The 16,808-nt window shown below is 62.8% G+C and carries 13 protein-coding genes; 6 read left to right on the top strand and 7 right to left on the bottom strand.

The genetic code is table 11. The annotated features are described in order from the left end of the window. Position 1: 1 nt before the first annotated feature. The 7 genes from GJ699_RS16470 to uraH form a co-directional block, all read right to left on the bottom strand. Entirely contained in the window at positions 2-1,216 is a 1,215-nt protein-coding gene (locus tag GJ699_RS16470) for a type II secretion system F family protein (RefSeq protein ID WP_154378146.1), read from the bottom strand. A 15-nt stretch (positions 1,217-1,231) separates the two neighbouring features. Then, positions 1,232-2,965: a type IV-A pilus assembly ATPase PilB gene (gene pilB / locus GJ699_RS16465; RefSeq protein ID WP_154378144.1), complete on the bottom strand. Its 1,734-nt coding sequence runs from the start codon at positions 2,963-2,965 to the stop codon at positions 1,232-1,234. Positions 2,966-3,088: 123 nt separating this feature from the next. Continuing rightward, positions 3,089-4,378, bottom strand: coding sequence for an HlyC/CorC family transporter (locus GJ699_RS16460; protein ID WP_154378142.1), 1,290 nt, complete (start codon positions 4,376-4,378; stop codon positions 3,089-3,091). Positions 4,379-4,528: 150 nt separating this feature from the next. Beyond that, positions 4,529-5,284, bottom strand: coding sequence for an APH(3') family aminoglycoside O-phosphotransferase (locus GJ699_RS16455; protein WP_154378140.1), 756 nt, complete (start codon positions 5,282-5,284; stop codon positions 4,529-4,531). Positions 5,285-5,295: 11 nt separating this feature from the next. Then, positions 5,296-5,892 (bottom strand): VOC family protein, encoded by a 597-nt coding sequence (locus tag GJ699_RS16450; protein WP_154378138.1) that lies wholly within the window; start codon positions 5,890-5,892, stop codon positions 5,296-5,298. Further along, positions 5,883-7,376 (bottom strand): tetratricopeptide repeat protein, encoded by a 1,494-nt coding sequence (locus tag GJ699_RS16445; protein WP_154378136.1) that lies wholly within the window; start codon positions 7,374-7,376, stop codon positions 5,883-5,885. Before GJ699_RS16445 ends, GJ699_RS16450 begins: the two co-directional genes overlap by 10 nt. A 26-nt stretch (positions 7,377-7,402) precedes the next feature. Continuing rightward, positions 7,403-7,756: a hydroxyisourate hydrolase gene (uraH, locus tag GJ699_RS16440; RefSeq protein WP_154378134.1), complete on the bottom strand. Its 354-nt coding sequence runs from the start codon at positions 7,754-7,756 to the stop codon at positions 7,403-7,405. A 109-nt stretch (positions 7,757-7,865) separates the two neighbouring features. Here uraH and puuE point away from each other — a divergent pair, with 109 nt between their 5' ends. From puuE to GJ699_RS16410, 6 genes are read left to right on the top strand one after another with little or no spacing between them, the layout of a single operon-like run. Further along, on the top strand, positions 7,866-8,819 hold the full coding sequence (gene puuE, locus GJ699_RS16435; protein WP_154378132.1) for an allantoinase PuuE: 954 nt from the start codon (positions 7,866-7,868) through the stop codon (positions 8,817-8,819). A gap of 7 nt (positions 8,820-8,826) precedes the next feature. Continuing rightward, a complete protein-coding gene (xdhA, locus tag GJ699_RS16430) occupies positions 8,827-10,296 on the top strand; it encodes a xanthine dehydrogenase small subunit (RefSeq protein WP_154378130.1) in 1,470 nt (489 codons plus the stop codon). A gap of 11 nt (positions 10,297-10,307) precedes the next feature. Further along, positions 10,308-12,707 carry a xanthine dehydrogenase molybdopterin binding subunit gene (gene xdhB, locus GJ699_RS16425; RefSeq protein ID WP_229262128.1) on the top strand — a complete coding sequence of 800 codons (2,400 nt, stop codon included), beginning with the start codon at positions 10,308-10,310 and terminating at the stop codon, positions 12,705-12,707. Continuing rightward, positions 12,707-13,729, top strand: a complete 1,023-nt coding sequence (gene xdhC, locus GJ699_RS16420; RefSeq protein WP_154378128.1) for a xanthine dehydrogenase accessory protein XdhC — start codon at positions 12,707-12,709, stop codon at positions 13,727-13,729. Before xdhB ends, xdhC begins: the two co-directional genes overlap by 1 nt. A 60-nt stretch (positions 13,730-13,789) precedes the next feature. Further along, complete coding sequence (gene guaD / locus GJ699_RS16415) at positions 13,790-15,097, top strand: guanine deaminase (protein WP_154378126.1); 1,308 nt, start codon at positions 13,790-13,792, stop codon at positions 15,095-15,097. Between the two features lie 14 nt (positions 15,098-15,111). After that, entirely contained in the window at positions 15,112-16,557 is a 1,446-nt protein-coding gene (locus GJ699_RS16410) for an amidohydrolase family protein (RefSeq protein ID WP_154378124.1), read from the top strand. The last annotated feature ends 251 nt before the right edge of the window (positions 16,558-16,808 follow it).

The following is a 16,808-nucleotide window of genomic DNA, read 5'->3' as shown; positions in this document are numbered from 1 at the left end:
CTTACACCACCGAACCCAGTTTGAAGATCGGCAGATACATGGCCACCACCAGGCCGCCGATCAGCACGCCCAGGATGACCATGATGGCCGGCTCCATCAGCGATGACAGCGAAGCGACGGCCTCGTCCACTTCCTCTTCGTAGAAGTCGGCCACCTTGGCCAGCATGGCGTCCAGCGCGCCGGATTCCTCGCCGATGGCGACCATCTGCGTCACCATATTGGGGAATACGTCGGCGTTCTGCATTGCCACGGTCAGGCTGGTGCCGGTGCTGACTTCGGTCTGGATCTTGCGCGTGGCGTCCAGGTACACGGCGTTGCCGGCGGCGCCGCCCACCGAGTCCAGCGATTCCACCAGCGGCACGCCGGCGGCAAACATGGTGGACAGGGTGCGGGTCCAGCGCGCGATGGTGGCTTTGCGGATCACCGCGCCAAACACCGGCAGCTTGAGCAAGGTGCGGTCCATGAAGCGCTGCATCGGCACCGAACGCTGCCAGGCGCGGAAGAAAAAGTAGATCGCCGCGATGATGCTACCGAAGATGGCGTACCACCACTTGACGAAGAATTCCGACAGCGCCATCACGAACAGCGTCGGCGCCGGCAGGTTGGCGCCAAAGCTGGTGAACACTTCCTTGAAGGCCGGCACCACCCAGATCATGATGACGGCGGTAACCAGGAAGGCCACCGCCAGAATCGACACCGGATAGGTCAGCGCCGATTTGATCTTGGCCTTGATGGCCAGGGTTTTTTCCTTGTAGATCGCGAGCCGGGTCAGCAGGTCTTCCAGGATACCGGCCTGCTCGCCGGCGCCGACCAGGTTGCAGAACAGCGGGTCGAAGTAGAGCGGGAATTTGCGGAACGCCTGATTCAGGCTGGTGCCGGTCTCGATGTCGGCGCGCAGGTCCATCACCAGTTTGGACACCGACGGATTGGCGTGGCCCTTGCCGACGATGTCGAACGCCTGCAGCAGCGGCACGCCGGCCTTCATCATGGTGGCCAACTGGCGGGTGAACAGGGTGATGTCTTTGTCGCTGACTTTCTTGCCGGCGCGGTAGGCTTTCTTCTTGACCTTGGTGACCATGATGCCCTGGCGGCGCAGGGTGACGTTGACCACCGCCTCGCCGCCGGCGCGCAATTCGCCGCGCACGGTTTTGCCGGTCTTGTCCTTGCCTTCCCAGGCGAAGACTGATTCCTTGATCTGGTTGCCCGATGTCGCCATGATCTGTTTTTCCTGTTATTCGTTGGTGCAGCCGAGCACTTCTTCCAGGCTGGTCAGGCCGGCGCGGACCTTGACCAGGCCGGACTGACGCAGCGACTTCACGCCTTCCGCCTCGGACTGGGCGGCGATTTGCATCGCGTTGCCGTTGGCCAGAATCAGGGCTTCGATCGCGGGCGTGATCGGCATGATCTGGTAGATGCCGACCCGGCCTTTGTAACCGCCGCCATTGCAGCGCTCACAGCCGACCGGGCCGTAGGGTTTCCAAGTGCCGTCGACATCCTCGGGCTTGAAGCCGGCCTTGACCAGCAGTTCGGGCGCGATGTCGACCGGCTGTTTGCAGTTGCACAGCCGGCGCGCCAGCCGCTGCGCGGTGATCAGGATCACCGACGAGGCGATGTTGAACGGCAGCACGCCCATATTCATCAGCCGCGTCAGCGTCGACGGCGCGTCGTTGGTGTGCAGCGTGGAGAACACCATGTGCCCGGTCTGCGCCGCCTTGATGGCGATGTCGGCGGTTTCCAGGTCGCGGATCTCACCGACCATGATGATGTCCGGGTCTTGCCGCAGGAACGATTTCAGCGCCACCGGGAAGGTCAGCCCGGCCTTGTCGTTGACGTTGACCTGGTTCACGCCGGGCAGGTTGATCTCGGCCGGATCTTCGGCGGTGGAGATGTTGATGCCGGGCTTGTTCAGGATGTTGAGGCAGGTGTACAGCGACACCGTTTTACCGGAACCGGTGGGGCCGGTCACCAGCACCATGCCGTAGGGACGCTGGATGGCGTCCAGCAGCAGTTCCTTCTGGTCCGGGTCGTAGCCCAGCGAGTCGATGCCCATCTGGGCCTGCGTCGCGTCCAGAATCCGCATCACGGTCTTTTCACCGAACAGCGTTGGCAGCGTCGAGATCCGCAGGTCGATGGTCTTGGTGGGCGAGACGATCAGGCGCATGCGGCCGTCTTGCGGCACGCGCTTTTCCGAGATGTCCAGCTTGGCCAGCACCTTGATGCGCGACACCAGCTTTTCCTTGATCGAGATCGGCGGCTGGGCATGTTCGATCAGCACGCCGTCGACGCGGAAGCGGATGCGGTAAAACTTTTCAAACGGTTCGAAGTGCAAGTCGGAGGCGCCCAGGTTGACCGCGTCCATCAGCATCTTGTTGAGGAAGCGTACTACCGGTGCGTCCTCGACCTCGTTGGCGGCGTCGGCGGCGGCCTGGGTGGCCGGCGCGTCCTCTTCCTCGGCGAACTGGATTTCGTTTTCATCACCGGCCAGGTCGGCAATGGTCTGTTCGCTGCTCTTGTTGATGCGCGCCAGCAGTTGCAGCAGGGCGTCGTGGGCGACGATCACCGGTTCCACCGTGGACTCGGTCTGGAACTTGATCTGGTCCAGCGCCTGGATATTGGTCGGGTCGGAAATCGCCACCGACATCTTGTTGCCGCGTTTGGACAGCGCCACTACGCGCTGGGTCTGCATCAAGCGGTTGTCGATGACTTTGGCGGGCAGCGCTTCCATGCTGAGCGCGTTCAAGTCCATCAGCGGGTAGGCGAAGGTTTCGGAGCAGAACGCCGCCAGCGCTTTGGATTCGATGGTGCCGCTGGACAGCAGCACATCAATGAAGGCTTGTTTTTCCGCTACTGACTTTTTTTGCAAGCTCTCGGCCTGGGCCGCGGACAGCCGTCCGGCTTGCATCAAAGCTCGCGCCAGCCCCGGTATGGGGGCGCCTGGCACGGCGTTCGGAAGGACAGCTGCCATAAGAGCGTTGGTCAGGTTGGGTGAGGGCGGATTACACAATGATGCTCTTAGGCATCATTTTTGTAAAGCCCGCGCAACGATTGTACTCCGCTCTGTTGCGCCCGCCCACGCGTTTGCGTGGCTTTACGGGGTGGTTTTGGCGCCGGTGCGTCGCAATTTAACGACTTTGATGGCCTGGTCGTGCACCTGCACCACTTCGATGATGCACTGGCCGACTTTCAGGCTGATCGGCGCGTCTGGAATTTCTTGCAACTCTTCCAGCAGCATGCCGTTCAAGGTCTTGGGACCGTCGAGCGGGAAGTTGAGACCGAGGCGCTTGTTGACGTCGCGCAGCGGCGTGGTGCCGTCCAGCAGGCATTCGCCGTTGGCGTCCCAGCCAAAGCTATCGGCCTTGGCGGCGCTCGGGGTGGAGGTGGTGAATTCACCGATCATTTCTTCGATGATGTCGTCCAGCGTGACCAGACCTTGCACCTCGCCGTATTCGTCGACGATGATGCCGAGCCGTTCCTTGTTCTCCTGGAAGTACTGCAGCTGGGTGAACAAGCGGGTGTCCTGCGGGATGAAGTAGGGCGTGGTCAGCATCGCGCGCAGGTCGTCGTGGCTGATGTCGTCTTCCTGATTGAGCAATGCGACGGCTTTGCGCACGTGCAGGATGCCGACGATGCGGTTGATCTCGCCTTCGTAGACTGGCAGCTTGTTGTGGTAGCAGGTGGTCAGCTCGCGCATGATTTCTTCCACCGACATTTCCAGGTCCAGCGCTTCGACTTGCGCGCGCGGGGTCATGATGTCTTCGACTGAAATGGTTTCCAGGTCGAACAGGTTGAGCAGGATACTCTTGTGTTTTTGCGGGATGAAGTTGCCGCCTTCCAGCACGATCGAGCGCAGCTCTTCCGGCGACAGGCGCGAGTCGCGCGCGTGCGCGCCGGCCTTGATGCCGAACAGCTTCAGCAGCATCGACACGAACAGGTTGACGAACCAGATCATCGGCTTGGCGGCCGCCATCAGCGGCTTCAGCACCATGCTGGTCGGCAGCGCGATTTTTTCCGGGAAGGTGGCGCCGATCACTTTCGGAGAAATCTCGGCGAACACGATCAGCAGGAAGGCCACCGCGCCGGTGGAAATGGTGATGACGTTGTCGTCGTGGCCGAAGCTCTGGATCGCGATCGAGGTGACCAGCGCGGTGGCGGCGGCGTTGAACAGGGTGTTGGCGATCAGCACCAGCGACAGCAGTTTGTCGGTGCGGTCCAGCAGCCACAGCGTGGTGATGGCGCGGCGGCTGCCGCGTTTGGCTTCATGGCGCAGGCGGTAGCGGTTGGCCGCCATCAGCGCGGTTTCCGCCATCGCGAAGAAGGCCGAACACAGGATCAGGAATGCGAGTGCAAGAAATTGCACCCAAAGAGGCACGGTATCCAAGGGTCACCGTAAGGAAGCTTGCATGGGGAGATGGCGCGCCGGTCAGGGCGTCAACGTGTAGGCAACAGTGTTGAATTCTAAGGCAATGATGAGTTACGTGCAAGTTTGATGATGTTGCAGGACTTTGGAGGGAGGTTGATGTCGGAGCGTTCAGAACAGCTCGTCCAGTTGTTCGAAGAAGCGGCGTTTTGCGGCGGCGTCTGGCTGGCCGAGGGCGGCGAGGAAGCGGGCTGCGGTGGCGTCGTTGACTTCTTCGCGCAGGTTGCGGTGGATGAAGGCAATGTCCAGCCAGCGGTCGGCTTTGCCGCCTCGGCCGAGGTCGATGAAGTAGAGTTCGTCCGTATCGGTGACGAAGATATTGCTGTCGCCCAGATCGCCGTGTGAGAACACCAGATCTTCGTCTGGCATGGTGGCGTGCAGGTGCGCCAGCAGATCCTGCGGCGTATGTAGGCCCGGCCAGTCGGACAAATCGTAGTCCTCGTCGATCAGTCCTTCGTTGAGCAGGAATTCCAGTTCGCGTAGCCGCATCGCCGCGCTGGAATCGAAAGGACAGTCGGCAATGTCGATCGACTGCATCTGCCGCAGCGCTTGCGCGAACAGCGCCGGTGCATCCCCGATGCGCTCGGCCAGCGGCACACCGGGCACGGCGCGGGTAATCATATACTCGCCTTGTGCATCCTGCGCCGTCAGCACCACCTCCGGCACATTCACCTTACCGGCCAACCACCGCAACACCGCCGCCTCGCGCAACACACTGTACGTGGTGGCCTGGTAGATCGCCGGCGACGTCTTCAGAAAATAAAGTTCCTCCCCACGATAGAAGCTGTGCACCTCACAAGGCGACTCGCCCACCTCGTCGCGTTGCAGAACCGCGCCGTTAATGAACTGAGCGATGGTCAGATGCATAGATGTCGACCTTATTCCGAATACCTGAAAATTAAGGGCAGAGTGGGGCGAAAGTCTTTTTGCAAGCCTTGGGCGGCATTGTCGAAGGTGATTTCCAGCAGGTGGCCGTCGCCGGTCGTGTACGCGATGTCGGTGATGCGCTGCAGCCCGATGGTGTGCTGCAGCGGTTGTTGGCGTGTGCCGTCCCAGCTTTCTGGCGCGGTGGCGGGCTGGAAGAAGAACCACATCGGTTCGGACAGCGGCGTGTCGCTGGCGATGTCGATGCTCATGCCTGGCGGCAGATAGGATGGGGTGTAGGCGAAGGTCGCAAATGTCGCCGCGCTTTGGTCCGCCGAGGGGCGGTAGCAGATGCCGAATGGCGATACGTTCGCGTCGCCGGACAGCCGTTCGCGCAGCCGCGTCGGCGCTGTTACCGGGCTGGCCACTTCGTCCTCATTCTCGATCCACAGCAATTCAATGAAGGCATTGGCGAAGAAGAAGCGCCGGTTGGCCGTGCCCTGGCCTGGATGTGTGTTGCCACTGCCTTCGGTCAGGCCGAACGCGCGCAAGGCGGTGGCTTCCGCTTCGCCGCCACGCGGCACGCGGATGAAGATGTGGTCTATTTGCATAACACCAGTGCGTGCGCGGCGATCGGCTCACCATTCTCGTGCCGCGCTTCCAGCGCCTGCGTGGCCAGCACGTTGAAGCCAGTCTCGCCTGCCAGCCGACGCAGATAGTCCAGCGTGTGCGCATAGCGATTGGATGGACGCAGCACATAGTCGTCGCCTTCGCCCGCCTCCACCGAGAAGCAGAACCGGCCGCCGGGCCGCAGCGCCGCGTGCACGGCGCGGAACACCGGCGCCAGATCGCCGATGTAGACGAAGACGTCGGCCGCCACCGCCAGATCCCACGTCGCCGCGCGCCCCTGCAGATAGCCGGTCAAGTCGGCACAGGCCAGCGTATCGTACAGCCCATGCTCAGCGGCTTTGTCCAGCATTTGCTGCGACAGGTCGACACCATCCAGCCGGCGCGAATAAGCCCGCAGATACGGCGCGCACAGACCGGTGCCGCAGCCCAGATCCACCGTCGCCAGCTCGGACGAAGGCGCCACATGGCGCAGCAGCGCGTCCAGCACAGCCGGCGTTTGATAGCCCAGCACCTCGGTCAGATGCTGGTCGAAGTGATTGGCATACTGGTCGAACAGCGAACGCACATAATCCTCCGGCAGCGCGGCCGGCGTTTCGCCCGCGCCCACCGAGGCCAGCGCGAACGCGATGGTCTCCGGATTGTCGCCATGCGCCAGCGCGGCGCGGTAAGCCGCAATCGCTTCCTCGCGCCGGCCCAGCGAACGCAGGGCGTTGCCGCGATGGTAGTGCGCCAGCGCGTAATCGGCGCGCTGCTTCAGCGCCTGATCGAAACTGTCCACCGCCGCCGCAAACTCGCCCAGCCGCTGCAGCGACGTGCCTTGCGCCACATAGGCTTCCGCCCAATCGGGTCGCAGATGAATGGCGCGGTCGAAGCTCTCCACCGCTTCCGGCAAATAGCGCAGGCAGTGCAGCGCGTGGCCGCGCGCCAGCCACGCATCGGCGTAACGGTCCTTGATGTTGAGCGCATCCTCGGCAGCGCCCAGCGCATCCAGATAGCGCGCCATATCCTGCAATACGATGGCACGGTTGCAGTGCGCCTCGGCGTAATCGGGCTTGAGTTTCAGCGCTTGCTGATAGCTGTCCAGCGCCTCGTCGTGCCGGCCCAGGCGGCGCAGCACGTTGCCGCGATTGCTCCACGCCAGCGCATACGATGGATTGAGCGCCAGCGCGCGTTCGTGGCTGGCCAGCGCTTCCTGCGCGCGGCCGACATCCATCAGCGCCACGCCGAGGTTGCAGTGGGCGTTGGCCTGCGCGTCATCCACCGCCAGTGCGCGGGAAATCAGATCGATGGCGATGGCGTGGTCGCCCTGCTGGCGCGCGATCACGCCCAGCAGATGCAGCGCGTCGAAACGGCGTGGATCGAGTTCCAGCACCTGGCGGTACAGCGCTTGCGCCGGTTGCAGCCGTCCCTGCTGATGCAGTTCGACGGCCTGTTGAAGTAAAGATGCGGCCAGAGAGTCAGTCATAGTGCCCGCATCTTAGCAGACGGGCGTCAGCTGCCGCGGTAAGTCGAGTAGGCCCACGGAGAGACCACAAGCGGAACATGGTAATTCTGGTCGGCGTGGGCGACGCCAAACGCCAGCGTTACCTCATCGATAAAGCGCGGCTCCGGCAGCGCCACGCCCTGCGCCGCGAAATAGTCGCCAGCGCTGAACACCAGCTCATATTTGCCCTGTTTCAGTGCATCGCCCTCCAGTAGCGGGGCGGCGCAGCGGCCGTCGCTGTTGGTGACGTCGGTTTTCAGCAGCGTCCGGCCCTGCGCTTCCACCGCATACAAAGCCACTTTAACGCCGGCGCCTGGCTTGCCGATCGAGATATCGAGAACGTGCGTACTGAGTTTGCCCATGATTGGTCCTATATTTGCTTGTAACAGGTATCTATTATGTAAATCATATACTGCCATGAATCTGGGCATATATGATTAGAGTTATATTCCCCATAGACTTGCCGGCGCCATGACCACCTACGACAACTACCCGCGCGACCTGATCGGCTACGGCCGCAACCCGCCCCACGCCCAGTGGCCGAACAAGGCCCGCGTGGCCGTGCAATTCGTCCTCAATTACGAGGAAGGCGGCGAAAACAGCGTGCTGCACGGTGATCCCGGCTCAGAGACCTTCCTGTCCGAGATCATCGGCGCCGCTTCTTTCACCAACCGCCACATGAGCATGGAGTCGCTTTACGAGTACGGCTCGCGCGCCGGTTTGTGGCGGCTGCTGCGCATGTTCGAAGAGCGCAAGCTGCCGCTGACCATCTTTGGCGTGTCGATGGCGCTCAAGCGCCATCCGGAGGCGGTGGCCGCGTTCCGCGAACTGGGTCATGAAATCGCCTGCCACGGCCTGCGCTGGATCACCTATCAATACATAGACGAGGCCACCGAGCGCGCCCACATGAAGGAAGCGGTCGACATCATCCGCGAACTGACCGGCAGCGCGCCGCAAGGCTGGTACACCGGCCGCGATTCGCCGCAGACCCGCAAACTGGTGATGGAACACGGCGGCTTTGCCTACGATTCGGACTACTACGGCGACGACCTGCCGTTCTGGCAGCAGGTCGATTTCACCGACAAGGATGGCCAACCGACGCGCGCGCCGCAGCTGATCCTGCCGTACACGCTGGAGACCAACGATATGCGCTTCGCCGCCGCGCAGGGCTTCAACTCCGGCACCCAGTTCTTCGATTACCTGAAAGACGCTTTCGACGTGCTGTACGCCGAGGGTGATCCGAATGGCCTGAACCAGCCGAAGATGCTGAACATCGGCCTGCACTGCCGCATTGTCGGCCGGCCCGCGCGCGCGGCCTCGCTGGCGCGCTTCCTGGATTATGTGCAGAGCCACGATAACGTGTGGATCACGCGCCGCATCGATATCGCCGAACACTGGCGCAAAGTGCACCCATTTGCTGAATGAGATTGTGATGTCTGAACCGATACGTTTTTACTTCCGTGGCCAAGTACAGGAAATCCATGGCGCCGCGCCTACCCGCACCGTGCTGCAGCACCTGCGCGAGGATTTGCATTGCACCGGCACCAAGGAAGGTTGCGCCGAAGGCGACTGCGGCGCCTGCACTGTGGTGGTGGGCAGCCTGAATGTGCACGGCCAGTTGGAGATGAAGGCGGTGAACGCCTGCATTCAGTTCGCGCCCACGCTGGATGGCAAGGCACTGTTCACGGTCGAGGATCTGCAGCAGCCGGATGGCGCGCTGCATCCGGTGCAGCAGGCGATGGTGGAATGTCATGGTTCGCAATGTGGCTTCTGTACGCCGGGTTTTGTCATGTCCTTGTGGGGCATGTATCTGGACAAGGATGGCCAGCCGGCCGAGCGCAAGGAGGTGGCCGACTGCCTGTCCGGTAATCTGTGCCGCTGCACCGGCTACCGTCCGATCATCGATGCCGCGCAGCGCATGACCGAGCTACCAAAGGTGGACTTCGACCGCGCCGCGTTGACCCAGCAGCTGCAAGCCTTGCAGCGCGAGGCCGGCGCCAGCTACAGCGCGCGTGGCCAGTCGTTCCACGCGCCGCGCACGCTGGAGGAGCTGGTGGCGTTGCGCGCCGCGCATCCGAAAGCGACGCTGCTGGCGGGTTCTACCGACATCGGACTGTGGGTCACCAAGCAGATGCGCGAACTAGGCGACATCATCTACCTCGGCCATGTGCGCGCGCTGCAAAGCGTGGAGCGCAAGGACGGCATGCTGGAAATCGGCGCTGGCGTTTCGCTCAACGATGCCTATGCCGCCTTGTGCGAGCTGTATCCGTCCGAGCTGGGCGAGTTGTGGCAGCGCTTTGCGTCGCTGCCGATCCGGAATGCGGGCACGCTGGGCGGCAACGTCGCCAACGGTTCTCCGATTGGCGATTCGATGCCGTGGCTGATCGCGCTGGGCAGCGAGGTAGTGCTGCAAGGCCCGGCCGGCCGCCGCGTGCTGCCGCTGGAGGCGTTCTATCTCGACTATCAGAAGAAAGACCTCGCGGCCGACGAATTTGTCGCCGCCGTGAGGGTGCCGCTGCCGCGTGCCGATGTGCGCTTCCGCACGTACAAGCTGGCCAAGCGCTTCGACCAGGATATCTCCGCCGTTTGCGCCGCGTTTGCGTTCACGCTGGATGGCGACAAGGTGGTCGATGCCCGCATCGCTTATGGCGGCATGGCGGCCACGCCGCGCCGCGCGCCGCGCGCGGAGGCGTCGCTGACTGGCTTGGGCTGGAATGAAATCAATCTGCGGGTGGCGATGGACTTGCTGCAGCAGGACTTTGCGCCGCTGTCGGACATGCGCGCATCCAGTAGCTATCGCATGCAGACCGCACAGAATCTGCTGCGCCGCTTCTGGCTGGAGACGCGCGCCGATGCGCCGCTTGCGGCCGATGCCGTCAACGCCTTTGCTTGCCGCGCCTGAAAGGAGCCATCATGAATCAACCTCACGCTCCCGCCGCCATCTCTGCCGCGCGCGCCGATGCGCCGGATGCCGGCACGGCCCATGCAACGCCCGCCGCCGCGCTGGCGGCTGGTCAAGGCTGGAAAGCCGTTGGCGTCTCGCGTCCGCACGAATCGGCCGAGCTGCATGTGCTTGGCCAGGCCACTTACACCGACGATATCCCCGAACTGCAAGGCACGCTGCACGCCGCGCTGGGCTTGTCGTCCAAGGCACATGCGCGCATTACCGCGCTCGATCTGTCGCCGGTGCGCAGCGCGCCGGGCGTGGTGGCGGTCTACACCGCCGCCGACATCGTCGGCACCAACGACTGCGGTCCGATCATCCACGACGATCCTATCTGGGCGGTGGAAGAGGTGATGTATGTCGGCCAACCGATCTTCGTCGTGGTGGCGGATACCCATGACAATGCCCGCCGCGCCGCGCGCCGCGCGCTGGTCACCTACGACGAATTGCCGGCGATCTTCACGCCGCAAGAAGCCAAGGCCGCCAACTCCTACGTGCTGCCGCCGATGCAGCTCAAACGTGGTGACTACCAGGCCGCATTCGCGCAAGCGCCGCATGTGGTGAAAGGCCAGCTGTTCGTCGGCGGCCAGGAACAGTTCTACCTGGAAGGCCAGATCGCCTACGCCATTCCGAAAGAAGACAACGGCCTGCTGGTGCAATGTTCAACCCAGCACCCGAGCGAGATGCAGCACGTGGTGGCACATGCCATCGGCGTGCACTCGCATAAGGTGCAGGTCGAGTGCCGCCGCATGGGCGGTGGCTTCGGCGGCAAGGAATCGCAATCGGCGCTGTGGGCCGCATCGGCCGGCATCGCCGCGTCCAAGCTGCGCCGCCCGGTCAAGCTGCGTGCCGACCGCGATGATGACATGCTGGTCACCGGTAAGCGTCACTGTTTCTATTACGAGTACGAAGTTGGCTACGACGACAACGGAAAAATTCTCGCCGCCCGCGCCGATATGACGCTGCGCGCCGGTTTCTCGGCCGATCTGTCCGGCCCCGTGGCCACGCGCGCGGTCTGCCACTTCGACAATGCCTATTATTTGTCAGACGTCGACATTCGCGCCGGCTGCGGCAAGACCAACACGCAGTCGAATACCGCATTCCGCGGCTTTGGCGGTCCGCAGGGCGCCATCGCGATTGAATACGTGATCGACGAAATCGCCCGCAACCTGGGCCGCGATCCGCTCGATGTCCGCCGCATCAACTTCTACGGCACCACCGACCGCAACGTCACGCCCTACGGACAGGAGATCGTCGACAACGTTATTGACAAGCTGACGGCGGAGCTGGAACAAACCAGCGAATACCGCGCGCGCCGCGAGGCGATTGCGGCTTTCAATGCCAGCAGCCCAGTGCTGAAGAAGGGCATCGCCCTGACGCCGCTGAAATTCGGCATCGCCTTCAACGTCACTCACCTGAATCAGGCGGGGGCGCTGGTGCATGTGTATGTCGATGGCTCGGTGCTGGTGAACCACGGCGGCACGGAGATGGGACAGGGCATCAACACCAAGGTGATGCAGGTGGTGGCGCATGAACTGGGCGTGGACCTGTCGCACGTGCGCGTCACTGCCACCGACACCAGCAAGGTCGCCAACACCTCGGCCACCGCCGCCTCCACCGGCGCGGACCTGAACGGCAAGGCGGCGCAGGATGCGGCACGGCAGATCCGCGAGCGTCTCGCGGCCTACGCCGTCAAGCTGTATGGAGATGAGGATGGCCAACCAGTGCGCTTCCTGGATAACCACGTGCATGTGAATGGCCACAAGCTGGCGTTTGCGGAGCTGGTGCAGAAGGCGTATCTGGCGCGGGTGCAGCTGTGGTCCGATGGTTTCTATGCGACGCCGCATTTGCATTGGGATGCGAAGACTATGAACGGGCATCCGTTCTCCTATTTCGCTTACGGTGCTGCGGTGTCGGAAGTGGTGGTCGATACGCTGACCGGCGAGTGGAAACTGCTGCGCGCCGATGCTTTGTATGACGCTGGACGTTCGCTGAATCCGGCCATCGACATCGGCCAGGTCGAGGGCGCGTTCATTCAGGGCATGGGCTGGCTGACGACGGAGCAGTTGTGGTGGAACGCGGCGGGCAAGCTGATGACGCATGCGCCTTCGACCTACAAGATCCCCGGCATTTCGGATTGTCCGGAGGACTTCCGCGTCCAGCTGTTCGATAACGGCAATGTGGAGGATAGCATTCACCGCTCGAAGGCGGTGGGCGAGCCGCCGTTGCTGTTGCCGTTCTCGGTGTTCTTTGCGATTCGCGATGCGATTTCGTCGGTGGGCGGCCACAAGGTGAATCCACCGCTGAACGCGCCGGCGACCAGTGAAGAGATACTGCGGGCAGTGTCCGCAGTGGAAATGGCGGCGTGATGAATGAGTGGCTGACAGCGCAGGTGTCGGAGCCGGCGGTGCTGGTGACGGTGGCGATCGTGGAGGGCTCCGGCCCCCGCGAGCCAGGCGCCCGCATGCTGGTGTCGGCGCGCGGTCAGCACGACACCATCGGCGGCGGACATCTCGAAATGTGCGCGATCGAACTGGCGCGCGACATGCTCGCCACCCCGGCCGCCAGCGCGTGGCTGGAACGCTACGCGCTCGGGCCGACGCTGGGGCAGTGCTGCGGTGGCGTCGTGCATCTGGCGTTTGAGCTGGTAGACGCGTCGCTGGCTGCGGTGCTGGAGACTTTGCGCGCTCGCCGCCGCGAAGATAGCTGGCGTCTCAGCGCTATCGACGGCCCGCCCGCAGCGCTGCTGCTCGACGCCAGCGGCGCCATCGTCGCCGGCACCGTTGTCGACGCGCCGCACCTCGACCGCCAGCGTGGCACGCACATTCTGCGCGACGCTGATGGCCATCGCTGGCTGGCCGACCCTTGCCTGGCGCCGCGCGCGCATCTGCTGCTGTTCGGCGCTGGTCACGTCGGCACCGCCATCGTCCGCATGTTGGGCGAGCTGCCATGCACCGTCACCTGGGTCGACGAGCGCGAGGACATGTTCCCCGCCAGCCTGCCGCCCAACGTCATCGTGGAAGCCACTGACACGCCCGAAGCGGCGGTCGCGCAAGCTCCGGCTGGCGCCAGCTACCTCGTCATGACCCACAGCCACGCGCTCGACCAGCGCCTCAGCGAAGCGATCCTCGCGCGCGAGGACGTCGGCTGGTTTGGACTGATCGGCTCCAATACCAAGCGCGTGCAGTTCGAACGCCGCCTGGCCGCGCGCGGCTTGCCGCAAGACCGCATCGACAATATGGTGTGCCCGATCGGCCTGCCCGGCATTACCAGCAAACTGCCAGCCGCCATCGCCGCCTCGGTGTGCGCGCAACTGCTGATGGTCTGGGAGCGGCAGCAAATCGCCGCACTCGACGCCACCAAGCCGGTCCGGCTGGTGGCCGGCGCCTGACGCGCCCCTGCGCGCGCCCATCTCCGCTAATATTCGCATTCAAGTTAAAGAAAGACCTCCATGACCTCCAACCTGCAAGCCTACCGTGGCAGCTTGCTGCACTTTCTCGCCGATCCGGCCTTCAGCGACCAGTCGCATGACTGGTTTGAAGACGGCCTGCTGATCGTCGAAGACGGCAAAGTCCAAGCCGCCGGCGACTACGCCACGCTGCACGCGACACTGCCGCAAGGCGCCGTGGTGCACGACTACAGCGGCAAGCTGCTGATGCCCGGCTTTATCGACACCCATCTGCACTACCCGCAGACCGACATGATCGCTTCACCGTCCGAAGGGCTGCTGCCATGGCTGGAGACTTACACCTTCCCGGTCGAGCGCCAGTTCGAAGACACCCACCACGCCGCCGACGTGGCCGACTTCTTCCTCGACGAACTGCTACGCTGCGGCACCACCACCGCCATGGTCTACTGCACCGTGCATCCGCAATCGGTGGATGCCTTCTTCACCGCCAGCGAGCAGCGCGGCCTGCGCATGGTGGCCGGCAAGGTGATGATGGACCGGAACTGCCCCGACTTCCTGCGCGACACCGCCGAATCCAGCGCGCGCGATACCGAAGCGCTGATCCAGCGCTGGCACAAGCGTGGCCGCTCGCTGTACGCCATCACGCCGCGCTTCGCGCCCACCTCCACCAATTTGCAGCTGCAGCTGGCCGGCGAACTGGCGCGCGCCTATCCGGACACGTTCATTCAGACCCACGTGTCGGAAAACGAAGCCGAATGCGCCTGGGTGCGCGAGCTGTTCCCCAACGCTCGTAGCTATATCGACGTCTACGACAGCTACGGCATGATGCGTCCGCGCGCCATGTACGGCCACTGCATCTGGCTCGATGAACGCGACCGCCAGCGCATGGCCGAAACCCAGTCTGCCGCCGCCATCTGCCCGACCTCCAACCTGTTCCTCGGCAGCGGCCTGTTCGACTTCGAACGCGCCGACGATGCCGGCGTGCTGCTCTCGCTGGCCACCGACGTTGGCGGTGGCACCTCGTTCTCCATGTTGCAAACGATGAACGAAGCCTATAAAGTAGCGCGCTTGAAGGGCAGCTACCTGCCGGCGCTGCGCATGTTCTACCTGGCCACACTGGGCGCCGCCCGCGCCATGCAGCTGGAAGGCACGATCGGCAGTTTCAGCGCCGGCGCCGAGGCGGACTTCATCGTCATCGATCCGCAAGCTACGCCGCTGCTGCAGCGCCGTACCGCGCGCAGCGAGAGCCTGGAAGAACTGCTGTTCGCGCTGGCCCTGCTGGGTGACGATCGCGCCATCGCCGCCACCTATGCAGCCGGCCGTCAGGTGCATGTCCGTGAAACGACTTAATTAAGGAAACCCACATGAAGAAATCGATCGTCAGCCTGAAAGCCGTCGCGCTGGCAGCGGCCACCGTCTGTGCCATGCATGGCGCGCAGGCGGCCAACGCCAACGAGGAAGCGACCAAGCGCCACTTCGCGTCGCTGATCGCTCCGGGCAAGGAACCCAAGCTCGCCGAGCTGACGATGTTCTTCACCATGATGCCGAAAGGCGGCGACCTGCATCACCACTACTCGGGCGCGATCTACGCCGAGCAGTATCTGGAGTGGGTCGACAAGGAAGGCTTCTGCGTCAACAAGACCAACTACACCATCGAGAAGAACAAGCCTGCCGAAGGATGCCTGTCCGGCGAAGCGGTGATGAACGACACCACCGTGCTGGCCAATCTGCTGCAGCGCTGGTCGGACAAGGACTTTTACAACCACAGCGGCATTCAGTCGCCGCCGGATCGCCAGTTCTTCGACACCTTCGCCTATTTCGGCCCGGTGGCCTCGACCAACACCGTTGACGGCCTGCAGCGCCTGAAGCAGCGTGCGATTCAGGAAAACGTCAGCTACATCGAGACCGTGTTTGAAATCGCGCCGATCGCGCAGGACGCGGACTTCGACAAGAAGGCGCTGGCGGGTGGCGTTGGCGACACCGACTTCGCCGCGCTGTCGGCCAAGCTGGAAAAAGATCCTGCCTACACCGGCTGGATCGCCGCCTACATCGACAACGTCAACAAATCCAGCGCCGGCATCGACGACAACCAGTTCACGCTGCGCTACCAGCCGTTCGCGCTGCGCTTCCTGTCGCCATCGCAGGTGTATTCGCAGATTCTGTCCAGCTTCAAGCTGGCGTCCAGCCATCCGAAAATCGTCGGCATCAATATCGTCGGCCAGGAAAGCGTCAACGTCTCGATGCGCGACTACACGTTACACATGCAGATGTACAAATACCTGAAAACCAAGTACCCGGACGTGAAACTGGCGCTGCACGCCGGCGAACTGTCGCTGGGCATGGTGCCGCCGGAAGGGCTGACCTTCCACATCCAGCAGGCGGTTGATCTGGCTGGCGCCAACCGCATCGGTCACGGCATGGATATCGCGCACGAGACCAATGCGCTGGCGATCATGAAAAAAATGCGTGATCGGAAGATCGCGGTCGAGGTCAACCTCAGTAGCAACGACTTTATCCTGGGCGTGAAGGAGCAGTCGCACCCGGTCACGCTGTACCGCAAGTACGGCGTGCCGTACGTGCTGGCCACCGACGATGCCGGCGTCTCGCGTAACAATCTGTCGGGGGAATACGTGCTGTACGCGGCGCGTTACCAGCCGGACTATGCGGAAGTGAAAAAACTGTCATATGACAGTATCCGTTACTCTTTCCTTGCCGACGCCGACAAACAACGTCTGTTGAAAGCGCTGGACGGCAAGTTCACCAAATTTGAGGCGGACATCGCCGGCGCCGCCACCCAGGCCAAACGTTAAAAATACACCACACCGGCACCAAAAAAAACAAGCCGGCTGGAATACCAGCCGGCTTTGTTTTTTGTCAAAATTTCCTCCGTTTGCTGTGGTGCACAAACAACAAAACTGAGAAATTCCCTCTAAAAGTTGTCATGAATAAAATTCATCGACTAGCACTGCTTTTATAATTCGCCCCGATCCAGCCTCTGTTGGCCGTAGAAATTGCCAAAAACATAGTAACTCATGGCTATTTATATGTTTTTCCACTTAAT

The organism is Duganella guangzhouensis, from assembly GCF_009674535.1.
Taxonomy (GTDB): domain Bacteria; phylum Pseudomonadota; class Gammaproteobacteria; order Burkholderiales; family Burkholderiaceae_D; genus Rugamonas; species Rugamonas guangzhouensis.
Note: the sequence above shows the minus strand (reverse complement) of the source record. Positions and strands in the feature narration are given on the sequence as shown.